Source organism: Streptomyces sp. NPDC005141 (assembly GCF_053599975.1).
Genome location: NZ_JBSFYW010000024.1, coordinates 16,727 through 32,786 on the forward strand (window position 1 = coordinate 16,727; position 16,060 = coordinate 32,786).

The 16,060-nt window shown below is 67.9% G+C and carries 12 protein-coding genes; 8 read left to right on the forward strand and 4 right to left on the reverse strand.

Features of this window, described 5'->3' with window-relative positions:
• Nucleotides 1–12: 12 nt before the first annotated feature.
• The 4 genes from yidC to rpmH are packed head-to-tail and all read right to left on the reverse strand — an operon-like array spanning nucleotide 13 to nucleotide 2,198.
• Nucleotides 13–1,314 carry a membrane protein insertase YidC gene (gene yidC / locus ACWD68_RS20270; RefSeq protein ID WP_451807800.1) on the reverse strand — a complete coding sequence of 434 codons (1,302 nt, stop codon included), beginning with the start codon at nucleotides 1,312–1,314 and terminating at the stop codon, nucleotides 13–15.
• Nucleotides 1,315–1,317: 3 nt separating this feature from the next.
• Nucleotides 1,318–1,671 (reverse strand): membrane protein insertion efficiency factor YidD, encoded by a 354-nt coding sequence (yidD, locus tag ACWD68_RS20275; RefSeq protein ID WP_266760612.1) that lies wholly within the window; start codon nucleotides 1,669–1,671, stop codon nucleotides 1,318–1,320.
• A complete protein-coding gene (gene rnpA, locus ACWD68_RS20280; protein ID WP_266760614.1) occupies nucleotides 1,668–2,039 on the reverse strand; it encodes a ribonuclease P protein component in 372 nt (123 codons plus the stop codon). The genes yidD and rnpA overlap by 4 nt, the downstream gene beginning before the upstream one ends.
• 21 nt (nucleotides 2,040–2,060) lie before the next feature.
• Nucleotides 2,061–2,198 carry a 50S ribosomal protein L34 gene (rpmH, locus tag ACWD68_RS20285; RefSeq protein WP_006381191.1) on the reverse strand — a complete coding sequence of 46 codons (138 nt, stop codon included), beginning with the start codon at nucleotides 2,196–2,198 and terminating at the stop codon, nucleotides 2,061–2,063.
• 398 nt (nucleotides 2,199–2,596) lie between these two features.
• On the opposite strand from rpmH, the gene dnaA reads away from it, so the two are divergent.
• The 8 genes from dnaA (at nucleotide 2,597) to ACWD68_RS20325 (ending at nucleotide 15,992) form a co-directional block, all read left to right on the forward strand.
• The gene (dnaA, locus tag ACWD68_RS20290; RefSeq protein ID WP_451807801.1) at nucleotides 2,597–4,687 is read left to right on the forward strand and encodes a chromosomal replication initiator protein DnaA; all 2,091 of its coding nucleotides are present in this window, start codon (nucleotides 2,597–2,599) and stop codon (nucleotides 4,685–4,687) included.
• A gap of 1,126 nt (nucleotides 4,688–5,813) precedes the next feature.
• Nucleotides 5,814–6,944 (forward strand): DNA polymerase III subunit beta, encoded by a 1,131-nt coding sequence (gene dnaN / locus ACWD68_RS20295; RefSeq protein ID WP_451807802.1) that lies wholly within the window; start codon nucleotides 5,814–5,816, stop codon nucleotides 6,942–6,944.
• Nucleotides 6,945–7,136: 192 nt separating this feature from the next.
• On the forward strand, nucleotides 7,137–8,012 hold the full coding sequence (gene gnd, locus ACWD68_RS20300) for a phosphogluconate dehydrogenase (NAD(+)-dependent, decarboxylating) (protein WP_451807803.1): 876 nt from the start codon (nucleotides 7,137–7,139) through the stop codon (nucleotides 8,010–8,012).
• Between the two features lie 131 nt (nucleotides 8,013–8,143).
• Nucleotides 8,144–9,268 carry a DNA replication/repair protein RecF gene (gene recF / locus ACWD68_RS20305; RefSeq protein ID WP_451807804.1) on the forward strand — a complete coding sequence of 375 codons (1,125 nt, stop codon included), beginning with the start codon at nucleotides 8,144–8,146 and terminating at the stop codon, nucleotides 9,266–9,268.
• Complete coding sequence (locus tag ACWD68_RS20310; RefSeq protein WP_451807805.1) at nucleotides 9,265–9,840, forward strand: DUF721 domain-containing protein; 576 nt, start codon at nucleotides 9,265–9,267, stop codon at nucleotides 9,838–9,840. The genes recF and ACWD68_RS20310 overlap by 4 nt, the downstream gene beginning before the upstream one ends.
• A 716-nt stretch (nucleotides 9,841–10,556) precedes the next feature.
• Nucleotides 10,557–12,620, forward strand: coding sequence for a DNA topoisomerase (ATP-hydrolyzing) subunit B (gyrB, locus tag ACWD68_RS20315; RefSeq protein WP_451807806.1), 2,064 nt, complete (start codon nucleotides 10,557–10,559; stop codon nucleotides 12,618–12,620).
• A 42-nt stretch (nucleotides 12,621–12,662) separates the two neighbouring features.
• A complete protein-coding gene (gene gyrA / locus ACWD68_RS20320; RefSeq protein WP_451807807.1) occupies nucleotides 12,663–15,254 on the forward strand; it encodes a DNA gyrase subunit A in 2,592 nt (863 codons plus the stop codon).
• An 18-nt stretch (nucleotides 15,255–15,272) separates the two neighbouring features.
• Complete coding sequence (locus ACWD68_RS20325; protein WP_451807808.1) at nucleotides 15,273–15,992, forward strand: DUF3566 domain-containing protein; 720 nt, start codon at nucleotides 15,273–15,275, stop codon at nucleotides 15,990–15,992.
• Nucleotides 15,993–16,060: the final 68 nt, after the last annotated feature.

Sequence of the window (16,060 nt, forward strand, 5' to 3'; positions counted from 1 at the left end):
ATGGACTCCTTCTTACTTCTTGGACGGGGACTTGGGCCGCTGTGGGCCCTTGCGCTGTCCGGACTGGGCCTTGCTGCGGGTACCGGCGCCGGGCTTGCTCCCGCTTCCGGTGGCCGGCTTTGCGTCGGAGGGCTTGGCGTCCTGCGGCTCGTCGGACTTGGTCAGCGAGGTCTTCGGCTCGGACTCGTCCGCCGGTTTGGCCGCGCCTGACACCGTCGTGCCCGACTGGCGCTGCGACTTCGATTGCCGCTTCGGCTGCTGACGCTTGTGGGCGGCGGCCGCGGTGGTCGTGGTGCCGTCCTCGGCCTCGACGACCGTCGTGCTCTCGCCCTTCACCACGAGCCCGTCCGGCTGGGCCACGAGGCCCGCCTTGGTCAGGCTGTTGATGAACTTGCGCTCGAACTCATTGCGGTCGCGGCCCTTGGCGACGATGGCCTTGACGATGGCCTTCTCGCTGCGGCGGCGCGTCTTGCCGTGGTCGGTGACGTGCTTCTGCAGGCGCTCCAGGTAAGCGGCCTGAGCCTTCGAACCCGGGGTCGGGTTGTTGCGGATGACGTACATCTGCTGGCCCATGGTCCACACGTTGGTGGTCAGCCAGTAGACGAGGACACCGACCGGGAAGTTGATGCCGAAGACGGCGAACATGACCGGGAAGACGTACATCAGCATCTTCTGCTGCTGCATGAAGGGCGTCTTCACCGTGGTGTCGACGTTCTTCGTCATCAGCTGACGCTGGGTGTAGAACTGCGAAGCCGACATCATCACGATCATGATCGCGGTGACGACACGGACGTCGACCAGAGTGGCGCCCAGCTGGGAGACCTTCTCGGCGCTGTCCGTGAACTTCGCCGCGAGCGGGGCTCCGAAGATGTGCGCCTGCCGGGCGCTGGCGAGCAGGTCATCGTTGATGACACCGATCGTCTTGCCCGTCGCGATGGCGTTGAGCACGTGGTACAGCGCGAAGAAGAACGGCGACTGCGCCAGGATGGGAAGGCACGAGGAGAGCGGGTTGGTACCCGTCTCCTTGTACAGCTTCATCATCTCTTCGGACTGGCGCTGCTTGTCGTTCTTGTAGCGCTCCTGGATCTTCTTCATCTCGGGCTGCAGCGTCTGCATGGCCCGAGTGGCCTTGATCTGCTTCACGAAGAGCGGGATCAGGCAGATACGGATCAGGATCACCAGGGACACGATGGACAAGCCCCAGGCCCAGCCCGTATCGGGACCGAAGATCTTCCCGTACACAGCGTGGAACTGGACGATGACCCAGGAAACGGGTGTCGTGATGAAGCTGAAAAGGCCGGCAATCGTGTCCACTAATCAGGCTCCTTGAGCATGGGACGGGGTCTCGGCGGCCGGGCCCGGGGCAGTGGTCTCCCCGGTGGCCGGTTCGGCGGCGGAGGTCCCGCCCTTGCGTGCACGCCAGGCGTTACGCAGCAATTCGTGCCACCGCGGACGCTTGCGCTGCGGAACATGGTCCACACCGCCCAGCGACCACGGATTGCACCGGAGGATGCGCCAGGCGGTGAGTGCCGTTCCCTTGATCGCACCGTGCCGGTCGATGGCTGTGTAGCCGTAGCGGGAGCACGACGGGTAGTACTTGCAGACCGGCCCGAGCAACGGGCTGATCGTCCACTGGTACAGCTTGATGAGAGCAAGCAGTGGGTACTTCATCGCGCGCCCCCTCCCAGCAGCCGCTGCAGGGCGGCATCCAGGTCTCGGGCCAGCTGTTCATGGTCGGCGTCGCCCGCACCGGGCAGCGCTCGTACGACTACCAGGCTACCGGGGGGCAACAGGGTGACTCGGTCCCGCATCAGATGGCGAAGCCTGCGCTTCACCTTGTTGCGTATGACCGCTCCGCCCACGGCTTTGCTCACGACGAAACCCGCACGCGTCGAGGGAGCGCTCTCCCCAGGCGCGTGCGGGTCCGGTGCACCGCTACGTAGATGGACGACGAGAAGCGGGCGTCCGGCCCGGCGTCCTCGGCGTACCGCGGTCGCGAAGTCTTCGCGCCGCCTCAGCCGATGCTCGGTAGGCAGCACGAGATCATGACCTGTAAGTAATCAGGCGGACAGGCTGGCGCGACCCTTGCCACGGCGGTTCGCGAGAATCGCGCGGCCGGCACGGGTGCGCATCCGCAGGCGGAAGCCGTGGGTCTTGGCGCGACGACGGTTGTTCGGCTGGAAGGTGCGCTTGCTCACTAGGGGGCTCCAGAAAGAATCGGTGGTGGCGGGGTGCCGTCCTGGCTGTCACCGTGCGCCCACGAGGAAACTCGCATTACGCCCGAGTGCACCGCTTCCCGATCACTCTTCGCGATCTGTGCCCATCGGAGGCAGGCGGCAGCAGCCATCGACAACTCGACCTGGTTACGGTACGCGCGGCTACGCCATCCGGTCAAACCAGTCCCTGCCAGGAGACACTATCCACAGGCTGGGGACAACAACTTGAACCGCACCCGTCGCCCTGACTACCGTGGCTGGACCCCGATTCGTTCCCTTCCCACCGCCCCAGCGGTTTTGTTCCCCCCGCCCCACCCGACTGACTTACCGACCCGTTCCCAGAACCACACGTTCGTGGGACCCGTGAGAGAGCGTGCCCCGTGGCTGACGTACCTGCCGATCTTGCCGCAGTGTGGCCACGCGTACTGGAACAACTTCTCGGCGAGGGCCGCGGGCAGGGTGTCGAGTCGAAGGACGAGCACTGGATCAAACGCTGCCAGCCGCTGGCGCTGGTCGCGGACACCGCTCTGCTCGCCGTCCCGAACGAATTCGCGAAGAACGTGCTGGAGGGCCGGCTCGCGCCGATCGTCAGCGAGACGCTGAGCCGCGAGTGCGGGCGCCCCATCCGTATCGCCATCACCGTCGACGACTCCGCCGGCGAGCCCTCCGCCCCCGCGCCGCCCCGCTACGAGGAGCCCGAGCTCTCCACCGGAGCGGGCCAGGGCCGTGACTCCTACGAGAACCAGGGCCGCGACGACCGCAACGCCTACGACGGCAGCGGACAGGGCCGCGACGACCGCGGCACGTACGAGGGCGGACAGAGCCGCGACGACCGGAACGCGTACGACGGGAAGGGACGCGACGAGCGGGGCGCCTACGACGGTCAGGGCCGTGACGACCGCGGCGGCTACGACGGAGGCGGTCAGGGCCGCGACGACCGCGGCACGTACGAGCCGCAGGGTCGCGACGACCGCAACCCGTACGACTCGCCGCGACGCGAGGGATACGAGGGGTATGGCCGCCACCGCGCCGACGACCACCGCGGCGGCCGCTCCGAACCGCTTCCCGGTGCCCCGGGCGACCAGCTGCCCACCGCCCGTCCCGCGTACCCGGACTACCAGCGCCCGGAGCCAGGAGCCTGGCCTCGCCACTCCCAGGACGACTACGGCTGGCAGCAGCAGCGCCTCGGCTTCCCGGAGCGGGACCCCTACGCCTCGCCGCCGCAGGACTACCGGCCGCAGCCGATGGACCGTTCGCCCTACGAGCAGCAGCGCCAGGACTACGACCAGGCGCGCGGGGACTACGACCAGCGTCCCGACCGCCGCGATCTTCAGGACCCCTCCGGCAGCGGTCAGGTGCGCCGGGGCGGCCCGTCCGCGGGCGGCGCCCCCGGGCCGAAGGCCGCGCAGCCCGCGCCGGCGTCGGGTCCGGGCGAGCCCACCGCGCGACTGAACCCGAAGTACCTCTTCGACACGTTCGTGATCGGCGCCTCGAACCGCTTCGCGCACGCCGCCGCCGTGGCCGTGGCCGAGGCTCCGGCGAAGGCGTACAACCCCCTCTTCATCTATGGGGAGTCGGGACTCGGCAAGACGCACCTGCTGCACGCGATCGGGCACTACGCACGCAGCCTCTACCCGGGAACGCGGGTGCGGTACGTGAGCTCGGAGGAGTTCACCAACGAGTTCATCAACTCCATCCGCGACGGCAAGGGCGACAGCTTCCGCAAGCGGTACCGGGAGATGGACATCCTGCTCGTCGACGACATCCAGTTCCTCGCGGACAAGGAGTCGACGCAGGAGGAGTTCTTCCACACCTTCAACACGCTCCACAACGCGAACAAGCAGATCGTGCTCTCCAGCGACCGGCCGCCCAAGCAGCTGGTCACCCTGGAGGACCGGCTGCGCAACCGCTTCGAGTGGGGTCTGATCACCGACGTCCAGCCGCCCGAGCTGGAGACCCGTATCGCCATCCTTCGTAAGAAGGCGGTGCAGGAGCAGCTCAACGCCCCGCCGGAGGTGCTGGAGTTCATCGCTTCCCGGATCTCGCGCAACATCCGTGAGCTGGAGGGCGCGCTGATCCGGGTGACGGCGTTCGCGTCGCTCAACCGGCAGCCGGTGGACCTCGGTCTGACGGAGATCGTCCTCAAGGACCTGATCCCCGGCGGCGAGGACTCGGCACCCGAGATCACCGCGACCGCGATCATGGCGGCCACCGCCGACTACTTCGGGCTCACGGTGGACGACCTGTGCGGGTCCTCGCGCAGCCGCGTCCTGGTGACGGCGCGGCAGATCGCCATGTACCTGTGCCGTGAGCTCACCGATCTGTCGCTGCCGAAGATCGGCGCGCAGTTCGGCGGCCGCGACCACACGACCGTGATGCACGCCGACCGCAAGATCCGCGCGCTGATGGCCGAACGCCGCTCCATCTACAACCAGGTCACCGAGCTCACGAACCGCATCAAGAACGGCTGACGAAGGCTTTCGCCGACAGCGCGGCCGGCGAGACCGGTCAGAGGCACAAGCCGCCGTACGTGCATGAGGGCGCCCCGGACATCGTCCGGGGCGCCCTTCGGCGTTCCCGCTCCCGCACGCGCGCTCCGAGAGGTCCCGCCCGCGCACGAAGGGCACCAGGACGGCACTCGGAGCCGGCCCGGCCGGGCCCTCAGAGAAGCCCGGCCCTGCGCTCAAGACGGCTCAGCCGCGCGCCCGGAGAGGTTCGAAGACGCCCTCGGAGCGGTTCAGAAGCGCTCCCCGAGGGGTTCAGTCACGCGTTCCGACGGCTCCCGCCCTGTTTTCACCGCTACCGGCCCGACACCTGCTGTTCGAATCCGGGCTTGGTTACGGCCACTCTCCACAGATGTGGTGACTTTCTGGCGTCCACATCCTGGGGACTGGGAAGTTGTCCAGATCGTTTCCACAGGGAACGTTGTTGAAAGACCATCAGACCAGGTCAACCGCCTGTGGATTCGTGGACAAAGCTTCTCCACACCCTGTGGACGAAGGAAAGATCCACAGGGTGTGCACGAAGTTGTCCACCGGTGACCCACAGGCCGGAGCAGGTTGTCCCCAGTGATCCGGAGCTTCTCCACACCTCTGTCCACTGTTCGGCAACGTAACGCGCCATCTCACCGCGTCGAGTGAAAGGCGTCACACCAAGGTGCCGGGTTGGCCTGTGGGGAACGGGGGAAAAGCTGGGGACGGCGCTGGGGAGAAGTGGGCCCAACCTGTGCATCGAGTGTGCAGAACTTTTCGCCGTCCACAGAGAACCCCGGTTGTCCACCGCCTTCACCCACAGGCTCGGTGGACAAAAAATCGCCTCTGAGCTGCGAAAACGGGGTTATCCACGGTTTCCACAGGCCCTACTACTAAGACCAACTAGAGAGAGTCTGGGAAACGTTTCGAAGTGGGGGCTGTGCACAACTCGCTCTCGAAGGCCCAGGTGCCGCTCGGCACGACTTGACCCCGAGGGGCACCGACTGTCAGCGCGGTGCGTCAGACTGGTCCCCGGTGTCCTTCCCCTCACAGGACCGAGCGACACCGAGACAGACGACGAAGGCCAGCAGGGCGACAGCGCCGGCAACAGACGGAGGCGGCAACGGTGAAGATCCGGGTGGAACGCGACGTACTCGCGGAGGCAGTGGCCTGGGCGGCACGCAGCCTCCCGGCCCGTCCGCCGGCGCCTGTGCTCGCCGGCTTGCTCCTGAAGGCCGAGGGGGGCGCCCTGAGCCTCTCCAGTTTCGACTACGAGGTCTCGGCGAGGGTCTCCGTGGACGCGGAGATCGACGAGGAGGGCACGGTCCTCGTGTCCGGCCGCCTCCTCGCGGACATCTGCCGGGCGCTTCCCAACCGGCCGGTGGAGATTTCCACAGACGGTGTACGGGCGACCGTGGTCTGCGGCTCCTCGCGGTTCACCCTCCACACCCTGCCTGTGGAGGAGTACCCGGCCCTGCCGCAGATGCCCTCTGCGACCGGCACCGTCCCCGGCGAGGTCTTCGCCTCGGCCGCCGCCCAGGTGGCTATCGCGGCCGGCCGCGACGACACGCTCCCGGTGCTCACCGGTGTGCGCATCGAGATCGAGGGCGACCGGGTCACCCTGGCGTCCACCGACCGCTACCGCTTCGCGGTCCGCGAGTTCCTCTGGAAGCCGGAGAACCCCGAGGCGTCCGCGGTCGCCCTGGTGCCCGCCAAGACGCTCCTGGACACCGCCAAGGCCCTCACGAGCGGTGACAGCGTGATCCTGGCGCTGTCCGGCTCCGGCGCGGGCGAGGGCCTGATCGGCTTCGAGGGTGCCGGGCGGCGTACGACCACCCGTCTGCTCGAAGGCGACCTCCCGAAGTACCGCTCGCTGTTCCCGACGGAGTTCAACTCCATCGCCGTGATCGAGACCGCCCCCTTCGTGGAGGCCGTCAAGCGTGTGGCCCTGGTCGCCGAGCGGAACACCCCGGTGCGCCTGAGCTTCGAGCAGGGCGTGCTGATCCTGGAGGCCGGCTCCAGCGACGACGCACAGGCTGTGGAAAGGGTCGACGCCCAGCTGGAGGGCGACGACGTCTCGATCGCCTTCAACCCGACGTTCCTGCTCGACGGCCTGAGCGCCATCGACTCGCCGGTGGCCCAGCTCTCCTTCACGACGTCCACGAAGCCCGCGCTGCTGAGCGGCAAGCCCGCCCTGGACGCCGAGGCGGACGAGGCCTACAAGTACCTGATCATGCCGGTTCGCCTGTCGGGCTGATCCCCGGAGCCCGCCGGTCCGCAGGGCCCGGCGGGCCGCACCGTGGGCGGGCATACGTCTGAGCGGGTATGCCCACAGATGTGCGTGAGTTCCCCCGGTGCCCGAAAGGCGTGGGTGGTACCCCCCGGTCTAGGCTCGGACCCAGGTACGAGAGTGCCCTCACGCCACGTCGCAACCCCTAAGGAACAACTGATGGAGCTCGGTCTCGTCGGCCTCGGCAAGATGGGCGGCAACATGCGCGAGCGGATCCGCCGCGCAGGTCACACCGTCATCGGATACGACCGCAACCCGGACCTCGCCGATGTCCACAGCCTGGAAGAACTTGTGGGCAAGCTCAAGGGCCCGCGCGTGGTGTGGGTCATGGTCCCCGCGGGCGCCGCGACCCAGTCCACCGTCGACGAGCTGGCCGCCCTGCTGGAGCCCGGCGACGTCGTCGTCGACGGCGGCAACTCGCGCTGGACGGACGACGAGAAGCACGCCGTCGAGCTGGGCATCAAGGGCATCGGCTTCGTCGACTGCGGCGTCTCCGGCGGCGTCTGGGGCCTGGAGAACGGCTACGCGCTGATGTACGGCGGCCACCCCGAGCACGTCGCCCAGGTGCAGCCGATCTTCGACGCGCTCAAGCCCGAGGGCGACTTCGGAGCGGTGCACGCCGGCAAGGTCGGCGCGGGCCACTTCGCGAAGATGGTCCACAACGGCATCGAGTACGCCATGATGCAGGCCTACGCCGAGGGCTGGGAGCTGCTCGAGAAGGCCGACTCCGTCACGGACGTGCGGGAGGTCTTCCGTTCCTGGCAGGAAGGCACCGTCATCCGCTCCTGGCTGCTCGACCTCGCCGTCAACGCGCTGGACGAGGACGAGCACCTGGAGAAGCTCAAGGGCTACGCACAGGACTCCGGCGAGGGCCGGTGGACCGTGGAGGCCGCCATCGACCACGCGGTGCCGCTTCCCGCGATCACCGCGTCACTCTTCGCCCGCTTCGCCTCGCGGCAGGACGACTCGCCGCAGATGAAGATGATCGCGGCGCTGCGCAACCAGTTCGGCGGCCACGCCGTCGAGAAGGCCTGATCGACGCCCCGGGTTCTCCACACCCGGGGTGACCCGGTTGTCCACAACCGGGGAAAAACCTGAGGACCGGGGCCCACCCGGACCCCGGGGAGAACCTGAAACACCACGCTGGGGGAGGTCGGCGAACGACCATGCACGTCACGCATCTGTCGCTGGCCGACTACCGCTCGTACGCCCAGGTCGAGGTCCCGCTCGACCCGGGCGTCACCGCGTTCGTGGGCCCCAATGGACAGGGCAAGACGAACCTGGTCGAGGCCGTCGGCTATCTCGCCACCCTCGGCAGCCACCGCGTCTCCTCCGACGCGCCGCTCGTCCGCATGGGTGCGGACCGCGCGATCATCCGGGCCAATGTCCGTCAGGGAGAGCGCCAGCAGCTCATCGAGCTGGAGCTGAACCCCGGCAAGGCCAACCGTGCCCGTATCAACAGGTCGTCGCAGGTCAGGCCCCGTGACGTCCTCGGCATCGTACGAACCGTCCTGTTCGCGCCCGAGGACCTCGCCCTGATCAAGGGTGACCCCGGAGAGCGGCGCCGGTTCCTCGACGAGATGATCACCGCCCGCTCCCCGCGCATGGCGGGCGTCCGCTCCGACTACGACCGGGTCCTCAAGCAGCGCAACACGCTCCTGAAGTCGGCCGCCCTGGCCCGCCGGCACGGCGGCCGAACCATGGACCTGTCCACACTCGACGTGTGGGACCAGCACCTCGCGCGCGTGGGCGCCGAACTGCTGGCCCAGCGGCTCGGACTGGTCGCCGCGATCCAGCCGCTGGCCGACAAGGCCTACGAGCAGCTGGCACCCGGCGGCGGACCCATCACCCTGGAGTACAAGGCGTCCTCGCCCGGCATCACGGGCCACGCGCGCGAGGAGCTCTACGCACAGCTGATGACCGCACTGGAAGAGGCCCGCAAGCCGGAGATCGAGCGCGGCGTCACCCTCGTAGGACCCCATAGGGACGATCTGGTCCTCAGACTCGGTCAGCTGCCCGCCAAGGGATACGCCTCCCACGGCGAGTCCTGGTCGTACGCGCTGGCTCTGCGCCTGGCCTCGTACGACCTGCTCAGGGCCGAGGGCAACGAGCCGGTGCTGGTCCTCGACGACGTCTTCGCGGAACTCGACAGCCGCAGGCGGGAGCGCCTCGCGGAGCTCGTCGCGCCCGGTGAGCAGGTGCTCGTGACGGCCGCCGTGGACGACGACGTACCGGCGGTTCTGACCGGGACGCGGTACGCCGTTTCCGAAGGCACGGTGGAGCGCGTATGACGGAGAACACATCGGGGCCCGGTGCCGAGGACGCGTCCGGCGCCGCATCCGGGAAGAAGACCCCCGAGCCCTCAGGCGTCGACCTCGCGCGCGTGGCGCTGCGCGCCGCCAAGGAGCAGGCACGCGCGCGTGGGGACGCGGCCCAGCAGAAGAAGCAGGCACGGCGTGGCGGCGGCCTGCGCTCCGGCTCGGGTGCCGACCGCCGTGACCCCATGGCGCTCGGCGCCGCCATCAACCGGCTGCTCACCGAGCGCGGCTGGGAGACCCCGGCCGCGGTGGGGGGCGTGATGGGCCGCTGGCCGCAGATCGTCGGGGACGATCTGGCCAAGCACTGCGTTCCGCTGCGCTACGACGACGACCCGGCCGAGCGGGTGCTGACGGTGCAGTGCGACTCGACCGCCTGGGCGACCCAGCTGCGCCTGCTGGCCCCTCAGCTGGTCGCGCGGCTGAACCAGGATCTCGGCCACGGCACAGTGCGCCTGCTCAAGGTCCAGGGCCCCGCGGGCCCCCCACGCCGCTTCGGGCCCCTGCGCGCTCCGGGCAGCACGGGTCCCGGCGACACCTACGGGTGACCGGCATACGACGGGCCGGGCGGCGTACCCACCCGCGTGCCGGCCGTCGATCCCGGTGATCATTACCGCGCCCGGCCGCCGATCGGGCCGATGGTGAACATGTTCGGGCAGTCGCTCGCTGCCGCATCGGGTCGCATCGCGCCGACGATCGCGGTGAGCGCCGCCGACGTACGGGCGAGGCGACGACTGTTCGCAGTGCCTTCGAGTCCTGCGCCGCCCCGTTCGTGGGTGACTCGCTGTTCTCTCGCGTCCGCGGCGCGGACGCCCATGACCCTCCGGCCACACCGGCCGCCCCTGCTCGCTGATGTGGCAATCCGTCGATCGCCCCAGGTCAGAGGCCGATTCCGTCCTGACCCGAGTCCGCTGCGGTCGTCCGGCAGGGCCCTTTGCGTCGGACTCCGGTCGACCACCGCGAGCAACCGCTCACGGTTGCGAACATCGACCTGACTCGTCAGTAGCCAAGGGTTGACACCCGGAAGCGCTGAGTGCCGCTGTAAGCCTCTTTGGGGCCGGGTCCGCATATGGGGAGTCGGGCGAGACCTGTTCAGGGCGGCACATGCGGACTCAGGTACCGGCAAACCCCCATCACTGTCGGCGCTACCGGTAGACTGGAAGCTAATCCCGCCCCACTTGTGGGACGCACCGAGCAACGCTGACCAAGGCTTACCAACGCAACACGCCGCAGCCGCTCCGGCCACCCGCCGGGAGTTTGGCTTGTGCTGTGCCAGAAAGGGCGCTTCGTGGCCGATTCCGGCAACCCCAACGAGAACATCCTGTCCACCGACGTCGGCGCAAACGGCGAGGTCACAGCCTCGTACGACGCCAGTGCCATCACCGTCCTCGAGGGTCTGGACGCGGTCCGCAAGCGACCCGGCATGTACATCGGTTCGACCGGTGAGCGTGGACTCCACCACCTTGTGTACGAGGTGGTGGACAACTCGGTCGACGAGGCGCTGGCCGGCCACGCGGACACGATCGAGATCACGATCCTCCCGGACGGCGGTGTCCGCGTCGTCGACAACGGGCGCGGCATCCCGGTGGGCATCGTCGCCTCCGAGGGCAAGCCGGCCCTCGAGGTCGTGCTGACCGTGCTGCACGCGGGCGGCAAGTTCGGTGGCGGCGGCTACGCGGTCTCCGGTGGTCTGCACGGCGTCGGCGTCTCCGTCGTGAACGCCCTGTCGAGCAGGGTCTCCGTCGAGGTCAAGACGGACGGCCACCGTCACACGCAGGACTACAAGATGGGTGTCCCGACGGCCCCGCTGGTCAAGCACGAGGCCACGGAGGAGACGGGCACGACGGTCACTTTCTGGGCTGACGCCGACATCTTCGAGACCACGGAGTACTCCTTCGAGACGCTCTCGCGGCGCTTCCAGGAGATGGCGTTCCTCAACAAGGGTTTGACGATCAAACTCACTGATGAGCGCGATTCGGCGAAGGCCACCGCCGGGGCGGACGAGGCGGGCGCCGACGAGAAGGACGAGGTCAAGACCGTCACGTACCACTACGAAGGCGGCATCGTCGACTTCGTGAAGTACCTCAACTCCCGCAAGGGAGAGGCGGTGCACCCCACCGTCATCGACCTCGAAGCCGAGGACAAGGACAAGAGCCTGTCCCTCGAGGTCGCGATGCAGTGGAACAGCGGCTACAGCGAAGGCGTGTACTCCTTCGCCAACATCATCCACACCCACGAGGGCGGCACGCACGAGGAGGGCTTCCGTGCGGCGCTGACCTCGCTCATCAACAAGTACGCGCGCGACAAGAAGCTGCTTCGCGAGAAGGACGACAACCTCACGGGTGACGACATCCGCGAGGGTCTGACCGCGATCATCTCGGTCAAGCTGAGCGAGCCTCAGTTCGAGGGCCAGACCAAGACCAAGCTGGGCAACACGGAGGCGAAGACCTTCGTCCAGAAGGCGGTCTACGAGCACCTCAACGACTGGCTGGACCGCAACCCGAACGAGGCCGCGGACATCATCCGCAAGTCCATCCAGGCGGCTACCGCGCGCGTGGCGGCCCGCAAGGCGCGTGACCTCACCCGCCGCAAGGGCCTTCTGGAGTCGGCGTCCCTGCCGGGCAAGCTCTCCGATTGCCAGTCGAACGACCCCATCAAGTGCGAGATCTTCATCGTCGAGGGTGACTCCGCCGGTGGCTCGGCCAAGTCCGGCCGCAACCCGCAGTACCAGGCGATCCTCCCGATCCGGGGAAAGATCCTCAACGTCGAGAAGGCGCGGATCGACAAGATCCTGCAGAACCAGGAGATCCAGGCACTGATCTCCGCCTTCGGCACCGGAGTCCACGAGGACTTCGACATCGCGAAGCTCCGCTATCACAAGATCATCCTGATGGCGGACGCCGACGTCGACGGCCAGCACATCAACACCCTGCTGCTGACCTTCCTGTTCCGCTTCATGCGGCCGCTGGTCGAGGCCGGGCACGTGTTCCTCTCCCGCCCGCCGCTCTACAAGATCAAGTGGGGCCGGGACGACTTCGAGTACGCGTACTCGGACCGCGAGCGCGACGCCCTGATCGAGCTGGGCCGCCAGGCGGGCAAGCGCGTCCGTGAGGACTCCATCCAGCGCTTCAAGGGTCTCGGTGAGATGAACGCCGAGGAACTGCGCATCACGACCATGGACCAGGAGCACCGCGTCCTCGGCCAGGTCACCCTCGACGACGCCGCCCAGGCCGACGACCTCTTCTCGGTCCTCATGGGCGAGGACGTCGAGGCCCGCCGCGCGTTCATCCAGCGCAACGCCAAGGACGTCCGCTTCCTCGACATCTGAGTCGGTCTCAGCTGACCGCGTCAGAAAGGATCTTCACCAGCAATGGCCGACGACAACACTCCGATCGTTCCCGAAGAGGGCGAGATCACGCTGCGCATCGAGCCCGTCGGGCTCGAGACCGAGATGCAGCGCTCGTACCTCGACTACGCGATGTCCGTCATCGTGTCGCGCGCGCTGCCCGACGTACGGGACGGTCTCAAGCCCGTCCACCGCCGCGTCCTCTACGCCATGTACGACGGCGGCTACCGGCCCGAGAAGGGCTTCTACAAGTGCGCCCGCGTCGTCGGCGACGTCATGGGCACCTACCACCCGCACGGCGACTCCTCGATCTACGACGCCCTGGTCCGCCTCGCGCAGCCGTGGTCGATGCGGATGCCGCTGGTGGACTCCAACGGCAACTTCGGCTCTCCCGGCAACGACCCGGCCGCCGCCATGCGGTACACCGAGTGCAAGCTGAAGCCGCTGTCCATGGAGATGGTCCGCGACATCGACGAGGACACCGTCGATTTCACGGACAACTACGACGGCCGCAACCAGGAGCCGACGGTCCTGCCGGCCCGCTTCCCGAACCTGCTGATCAACGGCTCGGCGGGCATCGCGGTCGGTATGGCCACCAACATCCCGCCGCACAACCTGCGCGAGGTCGCGGCCGGCGCCCAGTGGTACCTGGAGAACCCCGAGGCCTCCCACGAGGAGCTTCTGGACGCCCTGATCGAGCGCATCAAGGGCCCCGACTTCCCGAGTGGCGCCCTGGTGGTGGGCCGCAAGGGCATCGAGGAGGCGTACCGCACGGGCCGTGGCTCCATCACGATGCGCGCGGTCGTCGACGTCGAGGAGATCCAGAACCGCCAGTGCCTGGTGGTCACCGAACTCCCCTACCAGACCAACCCCGACAACCTCGCCCAGAAGATCGCCGACCTGGTCAAGGACGGCAAGGTCGGCGGCATCGCGGACGTCCGGGACGAGACCAGCTCCCGTACCGGCCAGCGGCTCGTGATCGTGCTCAAGAGGGACGCGGTCGCCAAGGTCGTCCTGAACAACCTCTACAAGCACACCGATCTCCAGACGAACTTCGGCGCGAACATGCTGGCGCTCGTCGACGGCGTGCCGCGCACCCTCTCCCTGGACGCGTTCATCCGCCACTGGGTGACGCACCAGATCGAGGTCATCGTCCGCCGTACGAAGTTCCGGCTGCGCAAGGCCGAGGAGCGCGCGCACATCCTGCGTGGCCTCCTGAAGGCCCTGGACGCCATCGACGAGGTCATCGCGCTCATCCGGCGCAGCGACACCGTGGAGATCGCGCGAGAGGGCCTGATGGGCCTCCTGGAGATCGACGAGATCCAGGCCAACGCGATCCTCGAGATGCAGCTGCGCCGACTGGCCGCCCTGGAGCGTCAGAAGATCATCCAGGAGCACGACGAGCTCCAGGCCAAGATCCGTGAGTACAACGAGATCCTCGCCTCGCCGGTGCGTCAGCGCGGCATCATCAGCGAGGAGCTCGCCGCGATCGTCGAGAAGTTCGGCGACGACCGCCGCTCCAAGCTGGTGCCCTTCGACGGTGACATGTCCATCGAGGACCTGATCGCCGAAGAGGACATCGTCGTCACCATCACGCGCGGCGGCTACATCAAGCGCACCAAGACGGAGGACTACCGCTCGCAGAAGCGGGGCGGCAAGGGCGTACGCGGCACGAAACTGAAGCAGGACGACATCGTCGACCACTTCTTCGTGTCGACGACGCACCACTGGCTGCTGTTCTTCACCAACAAGGGCCGCGTCTACCGCGCCAAGGCGTACGAGCTCCCGGACGCCGGCCGTGACGCGCGTGGCCAGCACGTCGCCAACCTGCTGGCCTTCCAGCCGGACGAGGCGATCGCCGAGATCCTCGCGATCCGCGACTACGAGGCGGCGCCCTATCTAGTGCTGGCCACCAAGGGCGGGCTGGTCAAGAAGACACCTCTCAAGGATTACGATTCGCCCCGTTCCGGCGGCGTCATCGCGATCAATCTCCGTGAGACGGAGGACGGTTCCGACGACGAACTGATCGGAGCCGAACTCGTTTCCGCCGAGGATGATCTACTCCTGATCAGCAAGAAGGCCCAGTCGATCAGGTTCACCGCGACAGATGATGCTTTGCGACCGATGGGCCGTGCGACCTCGGGCGTCAAGGGCATGAGCTTCCGCGAGAGCGATGAGCTTCTCTCGATGAATGTTGTTCGACCCGGTACGTTCGTGTTCACTGCCACAGACGGTGGGTACGCGAAGCGGACCGCCGTCGACGAGTACCGCGTCCAGGGTCGCGGCGGCCTCGGTATCAAGGCCGCCAAGATCGTCGAGGACCGCGGGTCTCTCGTCGGCGCGCTGGTGGTCGAGGAGACCGACGAAATCCTCGCCATCACACTGTCCGGTGGTGTGATTCGTACGCGAGTCAACGAGGTCAGGGAGACGGGCCGTGACACCATGGGCGTCCAACTGATCAACCTGGGCAAGCGCGATGCCGTGGTCGGCATCGCTCGTAATGCCGAGGCCGGTCGTGAGGCGGAGGAAGTCGACGGCATTGACGCCGTGGACGAGATCGCCGAAGGCATCGAGGCCGTCGGTACGGAAGAGGGCGAGCCGTCCTCGGCCGAGTAGCGCGAGGAGTGAGTCATCGTGAGCGGAGCCACGGGCGCCGGATCGACCGGTACGGAAACGGACGGCGGCCGTGGCACCGCCATGGATGCGACTGACTCCCATGATTCTCATGGATCCCAGGGGGGAACTGTGACGGACACCCGAGGCCAGCAGGCCCAGCAGTACGCGGGCGGGCAGGCGGCCCCGGTCGGGGCTCCCGTGGCGCCGAGCGCGCCGTCGGCGGGCCCGGCGGTGCCGGCGTCGCCGCTGCCCGGCGAGCGGCCGGGACAGCAGCCCGCGCAGCCGTACCACCCGCCGCAGGCGTATCCGGCGCAGGCGCCGTCGGGCGCGGTCCGCCGTCCGCGCACCGGTGCGCGGACGACGCCGCGTACGCGCAAGGCGCGGCTGCGGGTGGCCAAGGCCGATCCGTGGTCGGTGATGAAGGTCAGCTTCCTGCTCTCCATCGCGCTCGGCATCTGCACGATCGTGGCGGCCGCGGTGCTGTGGATGGTCATGGACGCGATGGGCGTCTTCTCCACTGTCGGTGGCACGATCTCCGAGGCGACGGGCTCGAACGAGTCGAACGGTTTCGACCTCCAGTCGTTCCTCTCGCTCCCGCACGTCCTGATGTTCACGTCGGTCATCGCGGTCATCGACGTGGTCCTCGCGACCGCTCTGGCGACGCTCGGAGCGTTCATCTACAACCTCTCCGCCGGCTTCGTCGGCGGCGTCGAGCTGACGCTCGCCGAGGACGAGTGAGCGCCCGCTCAAACGCCCTCTGACTATCGATTTTGGGACTGGCCGCGTCGTGCGCTAATCTTCAGAGG

What these genes read in the sequence shown, in the direction of transcription:
- yidD (WP_266760612.1), bottom strand. Translation starts at nt 1,671, where the DNA reads ATGAAGTACCCACTGCTTGCTCTCATCAAGCTGTACCAGTGGACGATC.
- gnd (WP_451807803.1), top strand. Translation starts at nt 7,137, where the DNA reads ATGGAGCTCGGTCTCGTCGGCCTCGGCAAGATGGGCGGCAACATGCGC.
- recF (WP_451807804.1), top strand. Translation starts at nt 8,144, where the DNA reads ATGCACGTCACGCATCTGTCGCTGGCCGACTACCGCTCGTACGCCCAG.
- ACWD68_RS20310 (WP_451807805.1), top strand. Translation starts at nt 9,265, where the DNA reads ATGACGGAGAACACATCGGGGCCCGGTGCCGAGGACGCGTCCGGCGCC.
- gyrA (WP_451807807.1), top strand. Translation starts at nt 12,663, where the DNA reads ATGGCCGACGACAACACTCCGATCGTTCCCGAAGAGGGCGAGATCACG.